The following is a 15,416-nucleotide window of genomic DNA, read 5'->3' as shown; positions in this document are numbered from 1 at the left end:
GGAATGCCTGGCCACGGTCGTGGATACATCTCTGTCGGGCCTGCGGGTCGCCAGGGAACTGGACAGGATCGCCGATCTGCGTGGCTATCCCTGCTTGCTGGTGTCCGACAACGGCACCGAACTGACCAGCAACGCGATCCTGAAATGGCAGCAAGACCGGCAGGTAGAATGGCACTACATCGCGCCCGGCAAACCGATGCAGAACGGCTTCGTGGAGAGCTTCAATGGCCGCCTTCGGGATGAGTGCCTGAACGAGCATTTGTTTGCGAGCCTGCGCCATGCCCGTCACCTGATCCACGCCTGGCGCGACGACTACAATCACCACCGCCCGCATTCGAGCCTCGACGGGCTCACCCCGCGGGAGTATCACCAACGGTCAAGAGAGGACCAAACCCTGAGCAGAGCTAACTGAAAAACGCGGACTCTAAGGGGAGCACGTCAGAAGTAGCTGAGCTAAGCGTTGAAGTTGTTGACGATGTCCTTCAAGAACTCCCAGAAATGGTTCGACCAACACCAGAGTGGGTTTTGGCACAGCTTCCCAAATGCAATGTGAGCAGTTAACCCCACCCCACACACCGGCCAACGCGGCTATCGGGTCACCAAACGCCGCTCCAAGCTTCTTTCACTATTTTTCCGCCAGACAAGACAGACCACCCCAAGAGAAGGCCCGTCGCAGCTCCAGCTGGAGCGTTCACAGCGGTTGCTGCGGCAGTTACTCCTGAGTTGATGCTAATCGACACCACCCCAGTCGTCGCTCGCAGTGTCCGGTCGAGAATTGACCTTTGGTCCGTTTTCTCAAGGGCGCTAGCCAGATCCTTCTTGGCTGCGCAGGCCTTCTTTCTCGTAAACTCTATCAAGTCAGCCAGCTCTTCGACATTAACATTTAGAAGTTCTTGGGGCGAGAACTCCTTGTTGATTCTTCGAACCGCTCGCCCTAGCTCAATGGCCGCACCCTGGTAAGCACCTGAGTCTATAGCTATCTTTCTCTCTGTCCTTACAAACTCACGTAGAAAACCCGCCATTGCCATTTGGTTTGGAGAGGGCAGTGGCCGATTAAAAGCGGCGGTTAGGTCGGCCTGAAAACTGTTATCCGACACCAGATCAGTCATTGCCTTGCAAACCAGTTCCAGAACCCTGAGCACGCCTTCGTCGGAGTACGTTGCCCCCTGAGTAGGCCTTAGATCCCAGAGATCATTTGCAACCTTTGCCCAGTACCTTTCGTCAGATAGCAATCCCAACCCTAAGCCCTCCTCGCACAAAATGGCTTTATGAAAACTACCTTATAACGGGAGAAGGAAACTTCGAAACCGAAACGCCGCCTGATCACAGCGGCTCCTTGCTCACGGCTTGGCTGGGATTTGTTGGCGGGTCGACAGCGGCTATTGGCAGGGTTGTCATGGCTGAGATGTCGATAGGCGCCCCGTTTGCCGATCACTGACCCAAGTTACCAAACCGCCCTTGGTAGCGCCCCGGTTCAGCTGGCTGGGAGAACCTATTCCTGATGATAAGACACAAGCACCGAGAAGACGAGCAACCAATTGCGCGCCTGCAGGTATTTACTCTTCTGGTTGGTTTTCCTCCTCTGCGGTGAAGTAGCGGTATCCAGCAAATGCCAATACACCGCCAAGGACAGGTGCTGCCGCAGTAAGCGCCAAACCGGATGCCATTCCTCCACCAACGAATGCGCCGAACGTTGCTAGGCCAGACGTTATGCCGGTTGCCCCCAGTCCGGTTACAGCACCCAGTTGAGAGATCCCCGCTATGGCCGCGCCACCACCAACAATAGCGCCAGACGCAGTTGCCAAATCCTTGTTGTCCTTGGTCATTAATAGCCCCTTTCAATGCAGTGGCAGATTAGTCCGATGACGGTTAAACGCAAAGAGTTTCTCCCCCCCACACACCGCCCCTCGCCACCACCGGTCTCCACCGTCACCACTCGTCAGCGGGTCGATAGCGATAGGCTGGGATGCGTCGGCGGGTCGATAGCGGCTCTTGGCTGGGATATGCTGGCTGGGATGTTGGGTGAGCAGGCTGCTGGCGGCCCGGAGACGTGTCGTTAGCTAGCGGAAAGGCCCCAGGAACGGCCCCAGATTTGCTAGCGGGTCGGCTAAGGCGATGTAGCGGATCGGCAGGCAAGGCGTCCTACCACCCCAGCCATCGGCCTCTCTCACAAGAAAACAAGCACCCGGACTATGCTGCATACGGACGAAGCCATCGAGAATGGTGACGCCGGAACTTCATATGCGATGGCCTCCTGCCACCAAGTGGACTGGGAAATCCGCCGTAAGTACCAGCTCGACACCCTGGCACGGTCATCAGTGGAGCGCAGACAACAATCCGGGCGTAATCGGCGCGCCACCCATATGGCCATTGCAGCATCCCAAAGCGACAAAACGTGATGGCTGGGTTTATGGTGACTGCGGTTGGTTTGGAGTAATTGAATGCGGGCAGGAAACTCGCCAAGATCCTTCCCGCGCCGCAGCAAATGCGGAACGTCTGACAGGGAAGGCGCACGCGCTCATCTCAAGCACCGGAGTTTTCGCGCTCTCGAACGGGTGTTTTTTTTCTACGGAAATGAGCGGAAAAGGACTTTCGCTGCGGAAGCGAAAACCTGGTTGCTGATATGTCAATAGCCGACATGCAGGTGGGCCAAACTTTCGTATCGATCAGACCAACCGGTGTGAAATTTAGCTTTCCTCCCACATTACAGTCATCCAGAACCACTCGCGCCACACGCCGGACAGCTTTCTATCGCCTTGACATTGCGGCGGGGTACATCACTCGTACCTTCGTATGCTACGCGGACAGTGCGAAGATCGCCGGTGTATCCTTTCTCAAAGTAGTCTGACACATGCTGCGTGGCCAGCGCGGCACAAGCGTGCGATGCCGCCACAGAGAAAGGCGTGAAAGCTCCTTGCGAACATGGGCGAACGGCGGTCTGGGTTTCCGGCCCGTTTTGCTTGATGGGGCCATATCGCCATCGCCCATCGAACTTTGGTCGCAGGCATCGGTAACACGCTCCGCCCTCTATCCAGCGTGCCAGATAGGATTGGGCGGCAAGGCCGTTTCCAAAGATCATTGTAAAAAGGATCGGCGGGAATGGGGAGCCGTCGCGCTGTGCTTGGATGGCATGTGCGTTAATTGCATCGGAAAACTGCTGATCCCCGGTGGCATCGACGACGATGTCATAGGCTGACAATCGCTCGAACTGAGTGGTAGCGTTTCCTGAGATCGCGGTGACGCTAACGCTCGGGAAGTCAGTTTCCAGAAGTTCTGCAAGGGAGGAGGATTTCGGTCGATAGAGAAATCGTGCCCCAAGAAGGTGGCGTCCGGTATTCTCGGGCTTCAGTATGTCATCGTCGATGATAAGAAACCGTTCAGCCTGCCCTGCGCCAAGTTGCACCAAGGCGCGCGCAAGATAGCCGCCGATGGTACCGCATCCGATCAGCGCGACTTTTTTGCCTGCCAGCGGAGCAGCCCGGTTCAGGTTTCTGGCGCTGACTTCCTCCATGGAGCAAAGGTCGAAAGAAAAGCGGTCGATTTCGATACTCTCTTCATGCTGAAACCACAGTTCCAATATGCTTGCCGGACGGAATCCGCCCTGTTTTGCTCTCTTGATGATTGCCGGCTCTTTAGCCCGAAATCCAATAATAGCGTTTGGCCCTGAGACAAGCAGGCCGGGTTTCAGATCCTTTTTCTTTGGCCGGACGAGGTCTCGTAGATGCGATGGATCATCCATGTGTGCGGCCACCCAACGTAACGCACCGCCGAACGTTAAATCTCCTTCAAAGCGGTTTAGGGGAACATCACAGTGGATGACAGGATAGGAAGAAAAAGCGCTGGCTTTTCCACCGGCCTTTGACGCCCATTTCTTCAATCGTAGTTCATTGCCGGCAGCCGCCAAAAGGGAGTGATTGCGCCCAAAATCGATCACACCCAACGTTGCGGTTTTCAGAGACTTAGGGGCATCAATGAGTACATATTGCGCCCCGCCCCAGTAAGCTGCAAGTTCCGCCATAACTTCCGGTGTCGGGTTGCCGTGGAGCAATGTATACAGGGTCTTCTTGGCCAGTTCGACCACGGACGCAGCACTTCGGTCGGGTTGGTATCTGTCGAGCAGGAGTGTGGCTCTATCAGCATAACAGAGCGAACCATCCGTCAGCACGTGACCCGAAAGAGACTTGGGCAACGTAGTGGTATCCAGGACATAGACTTTGGGCGGTTCCAAAAACTCATAGTCTCGAAACCGAAGTTCCAAGCTCACCTCAACGCGGCCAATCTTCACCTTTCCATGAAAAGCGTCCCACTCAGAAACGGCCACCGGATAAAAACCCAGGGCAGAAAGGCTATCCCTAACTTTCCGCCAGCTATCCATTTAGCCAGACGTGGTGCGTGCCACGGACGGTAGCGGTGTGGTTGAAACTCCCGCACCTGCGACACCGTGCATGATCTGAGGTGCACGTGGAAACGCCTTCACGAGGTCTGGGCGATACGGTATCCGTTCACCCAGCGCGCTGCGCAGCCGGTCAACAGTAATATCGGAGTTGCTGTGCCCGTTCAGCGCGCCGTTCACTGTGCTATGCAGATCGCGGGCGTAGGTAATGTAGGTCTGCTTCTCTTCACCTTCCCAATCGTTTAGGATGGGTGCGCCTTCCAGCACCGGATTTTCGATTTCATTGGTGAATAATTCAGGAAGGCTCTCGGCGATTTCAAGAAATGCGAGATCGTCCCGGCTATCATCCGCGGAGACACCGTTCAGCCGGTAAGTGTTTGCGACACACACCATCAATGCTATGGATGATGGACCGCCTGTTGTGAATGTGAAATCACGCCAACCTTTTGCATATCGGCAAATGCGTCGTAGTTGCGGACCGTACCGATCAACCTGCGCATTGAACCAATCATGCAACGCGCGGGGGTCGGAATGTATCCATCCATCTTCGCGGTGCGCCAACATCACCCTATCTGTCGGTATACGCAAGCTGCCAAATCGGTCGAACAATTCCACCATCCTGTGAGGTCCGGCGTTCAAAGCCATCCCGGTCAGATCTTGGGCGCATAGCTCCAGTGTGTGGAACTCTTCATCGGGGATGGCATATAGCGGCAGGTCGATGTGCTTAGTTTTGTCCAATTCGACACGGACGCAGGTTTTCTTTCGCTTGAGAGACCAGCCTTCCTCATCGCACAGAGGTTGCAAAGCGCCTTCAACCAATTCAAAAAACTTCGTGGCAGCAAGGGACGGTTCATCCTGAGACACAAATGATGTTTTAACGTAAATACCGTCATCCAGGTCTGTTTGCTGCGGCGGCATAAAGGCCGGATGGATATCGGTTTGGTAAACCGTACTGCCCTGGTGTAAAAACCGCACCTCGAACTTCGGAGGTTTTTGCACGGTTCCACGGTAGCGGTCGGTTGCGTAGTGCATAGCGCGGCCTGAATTGATAACCAGTTCCGCGCTCGCTCGGATCGCTCTGCGTATTTTCTTGTCGGCGTTGCGTAGTGCGCCCTTGATCACATCAGGCAATATAATCGCCTGATGATACGAGGGGTCAATCTTCGCGCCCACAAAAAGCGCATTTGCATTCATCGCCGTCATAGGTTTGATCCCGTGAGTGACACACTTTCTTACATGGTATAGTATGGTTGGGCTGCTGCGCAACGAAATATCGGGGTCTCTCATATGTATAAGGTGTTGGATGAAAGGGTTAGAAACTATATCCTTGTCGGGTTGGTTGGGCTGAGCGCTGCCCTGTGTTGGTTGATGTATCAGCCAGGCGGTGCGCGGGATTGGGTCCGCGTGGCATTCGCAACACCGGGGGTGTTTGCAATAATCCTCTACGTGTTAGGAGGGACGTCGGTCTGGCGGGTTGTCTGGCGAAAGGTGCCAAAACTCAATCAGTGGGTTTTCCCTGACTTGAACGGAGAGTGGGCGACCACAATGGAGTCGAACATTCTGGAACATGCGAAATTCCATCCCGCTTTGAAAGACCTTGATCCATCGAAAGTCAAATCTACTATTCCAGGACGTTTCATTATTTCACAAACCTGGTTCAAGGTGAGCATACGATTTGATGGTGACGATAAGTATTCAAACTCGGATACGTTGTTTGTTCACCCCGAAAGAGATAGCCAGAGCGGGCGCTTCTACTTGACGTACACGTATAAGAATCAAACACCGAACAATCTGGCAACTGATGAACAGATGCACATGGGGGCAGCGAGGTTGGAAGTCGATGGCGGCGAGTCATTCAACCAAATGCGCGGAACCTATTGGACGAACAGGAACTGGAAGAAGGCATTGAACACGGCTGGCAGTCTTGTAGCAACGCGGGTTGATGTCCGAACTCCAGAAGTTTCGAAAGCAAGATAGGACTGCTTCCTTCAGGTTCGTCTCGCACCGTGGAGCTGACTAAAAAATTGCGGTGCAAAGCGAGTACGGCCGATTTGGTCGGCTACAGCTAAGCATCAAGGTTCGACGGTGAAGTCTCCTGCGAGCCGTCCTCATCTATCTCAGAGGTAGCCGTCGGCGGAATGCTGCTTTGGGTCCGATGACGTCAAACAGACAGACAGCCCAAAATTACCGAATGCTGCGCTGGACATGAATGGGTAACAACCGTGCAAAAGCCGCCATTGGCCGAAGTGGTGTCGGCACTTAACTGCTATTGTGGGCCGCCGTGATGAAGTTTTGCTCTCAGCACACAGGGATCTTTTTTTACTTGGCGTAGTGGGTTGCGAGAGGTTCTATACCTGAAGGCGACATGGCCTTTGGCTCCATTCGTGTGTAGCTCTGAACTTTGTTGCCACACCGAAATCTAATGTGAGCAATCGTGGGAGATTATCCCACGAAATTTTGCGCTGCGCTACTGAGCGCTAAACGGTTTGATGTAATCAACCACTACTTTACTCAGGTGAGAAAATACCTATGATTCTCGGTTTCGAAGAAATGATCGTGCGGTGTGTCGATGACGACGCAAAGGTCCACATTCGCGAAGCGGTTCGCTGTTATGAAACAGGGGCGTATCGCGCAGCTATCGTTTCGGCGTATGTAAGTGTGTGCTTTGATCTGATTGCAAAGCTACGCGGTTTAGCATTTGACGGCGACCAGGTAGCCGATGCGCTTGTGAAAAAGCTGGATAAGCTCCAAGAACAACAACTCAATGGTAATTCACAGGCAATTCCGGGCCTGCTTGAGTTTGAACGGAACCTTCTCGAGCACTTTCGTGATAAGTTCGATTTTTTTGGCCATCAAGAGTTCGAGGAGTTGAGCCGGTTGCGCGCAGACCGAAACCGCTGCGCTCACCCCACCTTTTTTCATGGCACCCAGCCCTATTCGCCTCCCGCTGAACTCGCGCGACTGCACATTCGCTCGGCATTGAGTCACGTTCTTTCCCAACCTGCGCGGCAGGGCAAAGCGGCACTGGCCAATCTCAGAACTGTAGTTATTTCGCCATTTTTCCCCAAGAAGCTCGACGATGCGGTCGTGCGTATGCGCGGAACTGAAATTGGTAACGCACGTGACCCGCTCGTCCGCGCGTTTGTAGATGACCTTGCTTTCGGTTGGCCGGATGCGACCAACCCCTACCACAACAACGACAACGTGTTGATTGCAATTGAAGCCGCAGTGGAACTACACCGTCCAATCGCATTGCCCAGATTGGTGGCATCGATTCAAAAACTGGCAAAGAATGGTATTCCTGACGCGGTGCGTTTTGCTGCGGCAATATCCCTTCGCATTCAGGAGGTGGGTGAGCAGGTCGACGATGCGACGCAGGTTGTCCTGAAAACTTGGCTCGAAAATGATACTTCGGATGACAAAGGGCTGGCGGTCAAGTTGGCGTTACAGATGGGCTGGTGGCGCGCCAGTGCGCTTGAGGTGTTGGCCACTCTAAGCGCAGATCAATTGGCCGGTGTGACCGAACCTCCCACTGAGATGATTACACGTGGGGCGGAACTTTACGCGTCCGCCACCAACTGGAACCAGGCCAATGACCTCGCCGCGATCGTCGCCATTCCTCTCGCCGACCGCTACTCGCCCAACGACATAGAACTTGTGCTGGACGCCTCGCAGGAAGGGGCGGACCTGCGCGGGAGCCATGGCTTCAAAGAGTTTATTGAATTGCTCTACGAGAAGAATCCGATCACAGATGCAAACCTTGAGGCGCTCTTGGACCAACATCACCTCGAAGCGTATAAGCGTGCTCCACAGGTCGCAGCCAACTGAAGAAGTTCGATCAAAATATCGCGTGATGGCAAGAGCCGTTGATTTGCCGCCTTTCATGACATGCGAGGCGAACGGCAACTCCCCGGCCAGGATGCGGGTCTGAGACGATCCCGATGGATTTAATGCCGAACTCCGCACGTTCCTCGAAACGGTGGACTGAGTAGTCTCCAAATTTCCTGGTCCGGGACCGAAACGCCGCCCAACATCGTTGTTGCGGCGTTTTCTCGATTGAACGGGGTTCAGCTGCCATAAGCACTTGGGCGGTTCTGATTGGTGAGGCCCGCCGTTTCATAAGTGGCCGGTTCTCCTTTCCGAACAACCACTTTCGATAAGATGACCTCAGGGCTTTGAACCTTCACCGGAGCGGTCATTGCGCCAGGCACAAATTCCGGAGAAAGGCCGGTTCCTGCTATCCGCTGCGGACGGTATGCAAATCGGCTCTGGGCTATACTTACACCGCCCATTGGCATGTTAGCTCGCACAGTCGCAGTGTGTGCTTGAGCGTTTCAGAAAGCTGTACACGGACACACTTGGGGAGAAACCTTCGATCAAGATGCGTTGTGCTTCGTCAGCTCCGACCCGCTTGCCATCCACATGGAAATTAATAAGTCCGAGACGACCAGGATGAGGTAAACGACGTGTTTCGATATCACCGGGAAGATCAAGCCAGCGCTCGCTGCGCCACGCCTGCTTGCCGAGAAGAAGCACCAGCTTGACGTTGTGTTTAGCTATTAATGCCCGGTTGTGCTTTGCACCTTCGCGCAGGAGGTTATCGCTGCGGTGGCGTGGCGCGTCATACCAAGGCACGGCGTTAAGCGGCAAATAAGCCGACAGCGGGATGCCGTGTGTCTCAAGCGCCTGCCGACAGAGGTTAGCCGTTGGGTCGCCATTCAATACACCAATTTCGCCGGTCAGCTGCGCGTTGCAACCTGATCCGTGGAGCGTTCCTGGATCTTGAAGGATCGCTGCGATCACATAGGGACCGCTGTGGTAGGGTGCTATGCGAGGAAAGACGTGGTGTGCCATCATGTCAGCGTCGCACGAGATTTTTCCAATGGAAAGCGCTTTGCCGGTGGGCAAAGGCATGTTTGCTGCGCCGGGGGCTTGTGATGACTTTGAGGATGCCGCGCCGCAGCATCAGCGGAAGTCTGGATGGTAGTTCTGGGCCGGTCGCGCTGGCGACGGCTTTACTTGCCCACCAGATCGCCTTCCGCTGCTTGGGCTTTAGCCATGGATGGCCATTTGCTCGATTGACAGGCGTGTGGGGTGCGGGCTGTTTCTCAACGCGGATGCCGGCCGCGGCCAGCACCACACCTGCAAGTCGGGCAACTTTGGCGAAGTCGGCCAGGACTGCTTTCAGGCCCCAAGTCATGGTGTCCCTTTGTCGAAAGCCCAGAGTGCCTTGTCGAGCGTGCGCATTGTGATGCCGTGGCTTTTGGCCTCCGCCTGGCACATCTCAAGGTATACCTGCCATTTCTCGAAGGTGTAGTGCGTCGATCCGCCAACGGTGTTCATTGCTCTGACGTCCAGGATCGGATACCGGTCTGGGAATGCAAAGTGCAGGATCACACTCGCCATGGGCCATTGCACTCCACGAAGCGAAAGGAGAGCGCCGATGCGGAGCCGCTCGGACTTAGCTGCGAACGAAGCGCGGGTTATCTCCTCGACCTCAGATTCGGTGTTCTGACCGCAGAGCTGCCGCGTGCGACCACCCCGCCACTTCCAACTCGCAACCTCAATCAGGTCGTTCCGCCTCATGTATCCGCGCTGCGCCGCAGCCTCCATGCGAGAACCGAGAACGTCATCTGCATCGTAGACGTACCGTTCGGCGTATTCGAGGATCTGATCGCGGGTCAAATTGAACTGCATTTCACTATTTGAGGGTAAGAAAAGTGAAACCGCAATCGGGAAACTGTCACCCAGTTGGCTTGGCATTCGGGTAATTGGCAACGAGCAGTTAACTTGGCAGCATTGATGCGCCAATCGTTGCGTACCATAACTAAACGTTCCTTGGATTGCTGCGCTCACAGAGCTCAAGGGGATCTTCTTAGATTTCAACGTTCAAACACCACTATTGGTCATGAGCTCGGCAATCGGACTGCGCGCCGACGTGATCGCGTGTGCGATCAGCGGGCGGACAGATGACCAGCGGCACCTGTCCGATACAGGCTGGCAAATATCATTCGATTTCACGAGGTCCTTGTCGCTCACTCCCCTCTACAGGGTGTCACAAATTTTTTCGCCTTTCTGAAAACAGCCAAACTTACTTGTGAGGGGTGCGCCGATCACAAGGTCAGCTGCCACTTCTCTGTCTGTTTTTCGGCTTGGTCCCGCCGGGAGACGCACTCGCGCAAGATGTCTGCTTTGCTGGCACCGCAGCGCACTTGACGCCGGCGCATATTCGCCGGCACTAAAAATGGAGACCACAATGACGTTTCATCCGACGCCACTCCGCGTGCCGGCATTTATGCGCGCGCAACCCCCGACCGAGTTTCACCGTTTCGTTGGGGAAAACCTCCAGGCCCTGGCGATCGCCGCTAAGATCCTGGGAGGATCACCTGGTCAGCAAATGGTGGCCCGCCTGGTCGAAGATCTTCAATCCGACACCACTCTGAGTGCGTCTATTCAGCGGGTGGCCGCTGGACTGGCGCGTTTGCTCGATCCCCGCGGCCCGGCTTGGCGTAACTACTTGCGGGCTCAGGGTGTCGACATCCAGGTTGCCGAGTTCGCTGAGTTCGAGCGGCTTGTTCGCGAGTATCAGGATGCACTGGCGCAATCTGCGGCCAGCCAGAGCCAGCCGTCGCGCGGCGGGCAACGCATGTAGAACAGCGCGGGCACCTTGCCGGGTGCAGAATTTCTGCTCCCGGCAAACGGACCAATTTACCCGGCATACGCAACTATCAAGCCGGGTTTGTCCAACCCGGTTTGACAAACGGAAAGACAAACATGCCATGAGCAAGAAGACACAAAGCAAATGCAATGCCGGCGGGCGCCCGCTCAGTTACGATCCCCGCCTTGTGCATGAGATCATCCGCAAAGGCATTGAGGACGGTGTCCCGGCGGCTGACCTCGACGCAGCCTTCGTTAAGGCCAAGCTTTGCAGCGAGCACAACGTGAAAGATACTATTCGCCAGGAGCGCTTGGAAGGCCTTGTCCAAGCCGTGCACGAAGAGCTTGCCGAGGCAGAAGAACAATCGCTGCTGGCGGCGCTGCCGGACACTGTCGCCCTGGCCGTGGGTGACGCCGTTGCCACAATCGGGCGCGAGTTGCAGCTGATCGTGGCTCGTCAGCATTCGGTTTGCCAAGCCATTGCGGATCAGAAGTGCGAAGAGTTCCGCACAGATAAACGCAATGCCCAGTTCCGCATCAAGGAGCTCGAGGCCGTTCTTGCTGACCAGCAAAACGCTCTCCAGAGCCTTGAGCAGGAGCGCGACGAAGCCAAGAAGAAACTGGCAGAGGCCCAGAAACAGCTTCACATCGCGACAAGCGAGCCCCTCGGTCGGTTCAGCTGCATCAAACACCTCGAAGGAGTGCGGCCATTCAGCGTCAAAGGGCTCGATTTGCCGGTCTTCCTTCTCCTGCAATGGAATTCGGACGTCGTAGCTGTAAGGATTCCCGCAGACGAAACCGCCGGAGGGAATTTCGGCGAACTCGCACTCCGTAGGGTGGTCCGCCTCCTGAACGAGTTGCGCCAATGCCGGAATGTCCGGTGCGGCGAAGAAGCCTATGAAATGCTGCGTGTCGATGCGGCGAACGAGGGCGATGACCATGATGAGGTGCCTGTCTGTCTTTCAAGCCGGGGCTCTCCGGCTCGTTTGTTGAAGGTGGGAGAACCGGCGCTTGCAGTCCGCAATCCACGCCGGTCCGATTGGCGTAACTCCGGGTTAGAAGCCGCATTCTGGATTGCCAACTCCGGGATTTCCGCAAAACCGCATTTTGTTCGGCAGTTTCTCAGCCGAGTGCGTGGAAACTCTCGATGGCCGCCCGTTTCTGCGGGCTGCGCGGCAAACGGAGGGGGTGAGTGCCTACAATCTCGCGGAATTTCTTCGCGGCGGCCAGGATCGCGGAGTGCTTTGATGCGGCGCTTCCGGCCGCCTCGTTGCGGTCGAAGCTGAAGAGGTTCTCTCCGCCGTCACCACCGCTGACATGGATGGCATCGGCCTCGCCGTTCTCGCCGAGGACAACCTCCACCACGAAGCTCTCCACCGGCGCCAGCCCGCAGGACTGGATGACCGGGTGGCCGTGCGGTGCGCTGTCCTGCTGGAGGGTGATGCGGCCGAGTTCCTGCCGCGCGGCTTCGGTCAGAAGGGCTGTGATCTCTTGGCCGGACATGGCCTGCTTGATTTGGTCGGTCATGATGCTTATCTCTTCGAGTTCCAAAACTGCGAGGAGACGAGCCGCCCGGCTCATCGCCTCGGAGAGTAAAGGGGTTCGAAGGGACAAACACAGAAACGGTTTGCCGCCCTTTTTTGCGATTACCTGCGAAAAACGCTTCCTGAAATAGAAGATTCGGCCGCGCCGCTGGAGGTAGGGGCCGGCCGGACGGCGGCCGGAATGCGTCCGGGCGGGGCGGGAGGGAGCTTGAGGCTCGTGCGCTGGACCCGGCGGCACGCGATGCGCCGCGGCTTGTGCCGCAGCCTGTGTCACACCTTGTGTCATACTCCCGGCGGAGTGCGGCACGGCGTTTTGCGAACGGGATCTTTCGGCCCTATATTCTTGGGCTTTCCGGGACTTTGTCATGGGAGATGGCTGGGGTGGTAGGATTCGAACCTACGGTACACGGTACCAAAAACCGCTGCCTTACCACTTGGCTACACCCCATCGGTGAGGCGCTGTCTAAAGTTTGTTGCGGGGGGGTGCAAGAGGGTTTTCGAAAAAAAATGCAGTTATTCCTTTAAGCCCCTCAGAAAACCCGCAGGCAGGTGGTTGAACTCCTGTGAGGTTAGGGCGTTGCAGGCAGGAAAGGGAAATGAATTTAAAGAGTTGCCTCAATTCCTGCTGCTGGCTGGCCAAGCGTTTCCCGGTCACGGCAGAGGCCTCCCCGTGGCGAGATTGAGCAGGCTGGCACCGGGAAATTGCGGTGGCCAGCCCAATGAAGGCTGGCCCTACGTGCAAGCGCCTCAGGAGCCCCAAATCGCCTGATGCGCTTCCTCGCCGCTTTCGAAAATATGCGGCTGCACGCTGCGGCTGGCGAGCGTGCCTTGCATCTTCAGGCGCATGAAGGCGCTGGTGGTGTAGTGAGCAATGGACGCGCTGTGTTTCTCGAGCGTCTGGCCTACCGTGGCAGCGTAATCGTCCTGCAAGTCCTCGGCGATGCGGAAGCCGTTCTGGTTCATTACCATCTTCACATCTCGGCCGCTCTTGGCGAAAGCCTCCTGCAGCACCCGGTCCAGGTCCTCGATATCGCGCTTCTTCTTGACGCTCCATCCTTCGAGGTTGAGGAACATGGTGTGGCGCGCGGCGTCATAAGTGACGCGCTCGGACAAGTTGAGGTTCAGCAGGTCATCCAGCAGTCCCATCGGCTCATCCCGGAAGATGCGAGGGTCCATCAGGGCGACGTTTTCGATGATCGGCTTGAACTCCATCTGGTCGAGGATGTCACGCTGCAGATCAATGCCAGGGGCGATCTCGATCAGCTCCAGCCCCCTGGGGGTCAGCTGCAGCACGCAGCGCTCGGTCACGTAAAGCACCGGTTGCGAGCGCTGCGAGGCATAGGGGCCTGAGAAGGTGATTTGCTCGATCAGGCGGACGAACTTCTTGTTGCGTCCCTCCTGGACGATGCGCAGCTCGCCGTCTTCGACCGCGACCTTCAGGCCGCCCGCGGTGAAAGTGCCGGCAAAGACAACGGCGCGGGAGTTCTGCGAGATGTTGATGAAGCCGCCGCAGCCGTTCAGGCGGCCGCCGAAACGGGAAGCGTTGACGCTGCCCTCGGCGTCGCATTCGGCCATACCGAGGCAGGTGAGGTCGAGGCCGCCGCCGTCGTAGAAATCGAACATCTGGTTCTGGTCGATGATGGCATCGGCATTGGCCGACGAGCCGAAGCTGGAACCGCCTGCTAGCACACCGCCCACCGCGCCGGCTTCGGTGGTGAGGGTGATGTACTGGGTGGCCTTCTCCTCGTTTGCCACTGCTGCGACGCCGTCCGGGGCGCCGACGCCGAGATTGACGGCGCCGTTGGGTGGCAGTTCAAATGCGGCGCGGCGGGCGATGATCTTGCGCTGGTCCAGCGGCATTTTCGGGATGCCTTCAACCGGCACCCGGATTTCGCCCGACAGTGCCGGATTGTGCTGCACGCCATAGTTCATCCGGTGCATCTCCGGGTCATCGGCGACGCAGACGCAGTCCACCAGCAGGCCGGGGATCTTCACGTCCTTGGGCTTGATCGAGCCGTCTTCGACGATGCGCTCCACCTGGGCGATGACAATGCCGCCGTTGTTGTGGGCCGCCATCGCCTGCGCCAGGCAGTCCAGCGTCAGAGCCTCGCGTTCCATGCTGATGTTGCCGGACCGGTCGGCGCTGGTGCCGCGGATGAAGGCGACGTCGATCTTGGTGGCCTTGTAGAACAGCCATTCCTCGCCATCGACTTCGTGGTAGCGGACGATGTCCTCCTCGGTCACCTTGTTGACCTTGCCGCCGCCGTGGCGCGGGTCGACATAAGTGTGCAGGCCGACCTTGGAGAACAGTCCCGGCTGGCCCGCGGCACACGCCCGGTAAAGCTGCGAGATCACCCCCTGCGGAAGGTTGTAGCCGCAGATCTTGTTCTCCTGCGCCGCCTGCGCCACCTTGGGCATGCGTCCGAAGTTGCCCGCAATTACCCGGCGCAGCAGGCCGTCGTGGTGCAGCCGCCCGGTGCCCAGGCCCTTGCTGTCGCCGGCGCCTGCACACATGATCAGGGTCAGGTCGCGGGGCGCGCCCTGTTCCAGGAAGCGCTTTTCAAGCGCCGCGTGTAGCATTTCGGGGATGCAGCTTTGCACAAAGCCGGTTGTGGTCACGACGTCGCCGTCCCGGATCAGTGCCATTGCCTGTTCGGTGGTGGTTGTCTTGTCTTTCATGGCGGCGCGTCCTCCCCGATACCTGTGGCCCTCCGCATGAACCTCGCGGTTTCACGGAAACTGATCGGGCATTTTAGGCGCGGGGCAGGTCGCAGCTGTCCCTTGATTGCGTCAGCGGAGGGGGGAGTTACGACATCGCGGCC

General features: G+C 57.0%; 15 protein-coding genes and 1 tRNA gene. 5 read left to right on the top strand and 11 right to left on the bottom strand.

Going from position 1 to position 15,416, the window contains the following annotated elements; genetic code table 11:
• On the top strand, positions 1–412 hold a 412-nt coding region (locus ACFMBG_RS15560), incomplete at its 5' end, for an integrase core domain-containing protein (protein ID WP_421055613.1).
• Positions 413–596: 184 nt separating this feature from the next.
• On the opposite strand, the gene ACFMBG_RS15555 is transcribed toward ACFMBG_RS15560, so the two are convergent.
• Both ACFMBG_RS15555 and ACFMBG_RS15550 read right to left on the bottom strand, forming a co-directional pair.
• On the bottom strand, positions 597–1,238 hold the full coding sequence (locus ACFMBG_RS15555; protein WP_421055612.1) for a hypothetical protein: 642 nt from the start codon (positions 1,236–1,238) through the stop codon (positions 597–599).
• A gap of 318 nt (positions 1,239–1,556) precedes the next feature.
• Positions 1,557–1,826 (bottom strand): hypothetical protein, encoded by a 270-nt coding sequence (locus tag ACFMBG_RS15550; RefSeq protein ID WP_421055611.1) that lies wholly within the window; start codon positions 1,824–1,826, stop codon positions 1,557–1,559.
• A gap of 366 nt (positions 1,827–2,192) precedes the next feature.
• Here ACFMBG_RS15550 and ACFMBG_RS15545 point away from each other — a divergent pair, with 366 nt between their 5' ends.
• On the top strand, positions 2,193–2,399 hold the full coding sequence (locus ACFMBG_RS15545; protein WP_421055610.1) for a hypothetical protein: 207 nt from the start codon (positions 2,193–2,195) through the stop codon (positions 2,397–2,399).
• A gap of 311 nt (positions 2,400–2,710) precedes the next feature.
• Here ACFMBG_RS15545 and ACFMBG_RS15540 read toward each other — a convergent pair whose 3' ends face one another.
• Both ACFMBG_RS15540 and ACFMBG_RS15535 read right to left on the bottom strand, forming a co-directional pair.
• Positions 2,711–4,375 carry a ThiF family adenylyltransferase gene (locus ACFMBG_RS15540; protein ID WP_421055609.1) on the bottom strand — a complete coding sequence of 555 codons (1,665 nt, stop codon included), beginning with the start codon at positions 4,373–4,375 and terminating at the stop codon, positions 2,711–2,713.
• Positions 4,376–5,596, bottom strand: coding sequence for a CBASS cGAMP synthase (locus ACFMBG_RS15535; RefSeq protein ID WP_421055608.1), 1,221 nt, complete (start codon positions 5,594–5,596; stop codon positions 4,376–4,378).
• A gap of 84 nt (positions 5,597–5,680) precedes the next feature.
• Between ACFMBG_RS15535 and ACFMBG_RS15530 the strand changes: the two genes are divergently transcribed.
• A complete protein-coding gene (locus ACFMBG_RS15530) occupies positions 5,681–6,370 on the top strand; it encodes a Cap15 family cyclic dinucleotide receptor domain-containing protein (protein WP_421055607.1) in 690 nt (229 codons plus the stop codon).
• Positions 6,371–6,922: 552 nt separating this feature from the next.
• Positions 6,923–8,221: a hypothetical protein gene (locus ACFMBG_RS15525; protein ID WP_421055606.1), complete on the top strand. Its 1,299-nt coding sequence runs from the start codon at positions 6,923–6,925 to the stop codon at positions 8,219–8,221.
• A gap of 471 nt (positions 8,222–8,692) precedes the next feature.
• On the opposite strand, the gene ACFMBG_RS15520 is transcribed toward ACFMBG_RS15525, so the two are convergent.
• From ACFMBG_RS15520 to ACFMBG_RS15510, 3 genes are read right to left on the bottom strand one after another with little or no spacing between them, the layout of a single operon-like run.
• The gene (locus ACFMBG_RS15520; protein ID WP_421055605.1) at positions 8,693–9,247 is read right to left on the bottom strand and encodes a uracil-DNA glycosylase family protein; all 555 of its coding nucleotides are present in this window, start codon (positions 9,245–9,247) and stop codon (positions 8,693–8,695) included.
• Between the two features lie 4 nt (positions 9,248–9,251).
• Positions 9,252–9,593, bottom strand: coding sequence for a hypothetical protein (locus ACFMBG_RS15515; protein WP_421055604.1), 342 nt, complete (start codon positions 9,591–9,593; stop codon positions 9,252–9,254).
• Entirely contained in the window at positions 9,590–10,156 is a 567-nt protein-coding gene (locus tag ACFMBG_RS15510) for a hypothetical protein (RefSeq protein WP_421055603.1), read from the bottom strand. The genes ACFMBG_RS15515 and ACFMBG_RS15510 overlap by 4 nt, the downstream gene beginning before the upstream one ends.
• Before the next feature lie 493 nt (positions 10,157–10,649).
• On the opposite strand from ACFMBG_RS15510, the gene ACFMBG_RS15505 reads away from it, so the two are divergent.
• Entirely contained in the window at positions 10,650–11,045 is a 396-nt protein-coding gene (locus ACFMBG_RS15505; protein ID WP_421055602.1) for a hypothetical protein, read from the top strand.
• Positions 11,046–11,121: 76 nt separating this feature from the next.
• Here ACFMBG_RS15505 and ACFMBG_RS15500 read toward each other — a convergent pair whose 3' ends face one another.
• The 4 genes from ACFMBG_RS15500 to ACFMBG_RS15485 form a co-directional block, all read right to left on the bottom strand.
• Entirely contained in the window at positions 11,122–11,991 is an 870-nt protein-coding gene (locus tag ACFMBG_RS15500; RefSeq protein ID WP_421055601.1) for a hypothetical protein, read from the bottom strand.
• Between the two features lie 181 nt (positions 11,992–12,172).
• Positions 12,173–12,577, bottom strand: coding sequence for a hypothetical protein (locus ACFMBG_RS15495; protein WP_421055600.1), 405 nt, complete (start codon positions 12,575–12,577; stop codon positions 12,173–12,175).
• 390 nt (positions 12,578–12,967) lie between these two features.
• A tRNA-Gln gene (locus tag ACFMBG_RS15490) sits at positions 12,968–13,042 on the bottom strand.
• 299 nt (positions 13,043–13,341) lie between these two features.
• The gene (locus tag ACFMBG_RS15485) at positions 13,342–15,273 is read right to left on the bottom strand and encodes an acyl CoA:acetate/3-ketoacid CoA transferase (protein WP_421055599.1); all 1,932 of its coding nucleotides are present in this window, start codon (positions 15,271–15,273) and stop codon (positions 13,342–13,344) included.
• Positions 15,274–15,416 lie beyond the last annotated feature (143 nt).

It is taken from the genome of Leisingera coralii (genome assembly GCF_049056525.1).
In the GTDB taxonomy this organism is placed as follows: domain Bacteria; phylum Pseudomonadota; class Alphaproteobacteria; order Rhodobacterales; family Rhodobacteraceae; genus Leisingera; species Leisingera coralii.
Note: the sequence above shows the minus strand (reverse complement) of the source record. Positions and strands in the feature narration are given on the sequence as shown.

Coding starts and splice junctions, on each gene's coding strand:
- ACFMBG_RS15550 (WP_421055611.1), bottom strand. CDS start 1,826: ATGACCAAGGACAACAAGGATTTGGCAACTGCGTCTGGCGCTATTGTT.
- ACFMBG_RS15545 (WP_421055610.1), top strand. CDS start 2,193: ATGCTGCATACGGACGAAGCCATCGAGAATGGTGACGCCGGAACTTCA.
- ACFMBG_RS15540 (WP_421055609.1), bottom strand. CDS start 4,375: ATGGATAGCTGGCGGAAAGTTAGGGATAGCCTTTCTGCCCTGGGTTTT.
- ACFMBG_RS15535 (WP_421055608.1), bottom strand. CDS start 5,596: ATGACGGCGATGAATGCAAATGCGCTTTTTGTGGGCGCGAAGATTGAC.
- ACFMBG_RS15530 (WP_421055607.1), top strand. CDS start 5,681: ATGTATAAGGTGTTGGATGAAAGGGTTAGAAACTATATCCTTGTCGGG.
- ACFMBG_RS15525 (WP_421055606.1), top strand. CDS start 6,923: ATGATTCTCGGTTTCGAAGAAATGATCGTGCGGTGTGTCGATGACGAC.
- ACFMBG_RS15520 (WP_421055605.1), bottom strand. CDS start 9,247: ATGGCACACCACGTCTTTCCTCGCATAGCACCCTACCACAGCGGTCCC.
- ACFMBG_RS15515 (WP_421055604.1), bottom strand. CDS start 9,593: ATGACTTGGGGCCTGAAAGCAGTCCTGGCCGACTTCGCCAAAGTTGCC.
- ACFMBG_RS15510 (WP_421055603.1), bottom strand. CDS start 10,156: ATGCCAAGCCAACTGGGTGACAGTTTCCCGATTGCGGTTTCACTTTTC.
- ACFMBG_RS15505 (WP_421055602.1), top strand. CDS start 10,650: ATGACGTTTCATCCGACGCCACTCCGCGTGCCGGCATTTATGCGCGCG.
- ACFMBG_RS15500 (WP_421055601.1), bottom strand. CDS start 11,991: ATGGTCATCGCCCTCGTTCGCCGCATCGACACGCAGCATTTCATAGGC.
- ACFMBG_RS15495 (WP_421055600.1), bottom strand. CDS start 12,577: ATGACCGACCAAATCAAGCAGGCCATGTCCGGCCAAGAGATCACAGCC.
- ACFMBG_RS15485 (WP_421055599.1), bottom strand. CDS start 15,273: ATGAAAGACAAGACAACCACCACCGAACAGGCAATGGCACTGATCCGG.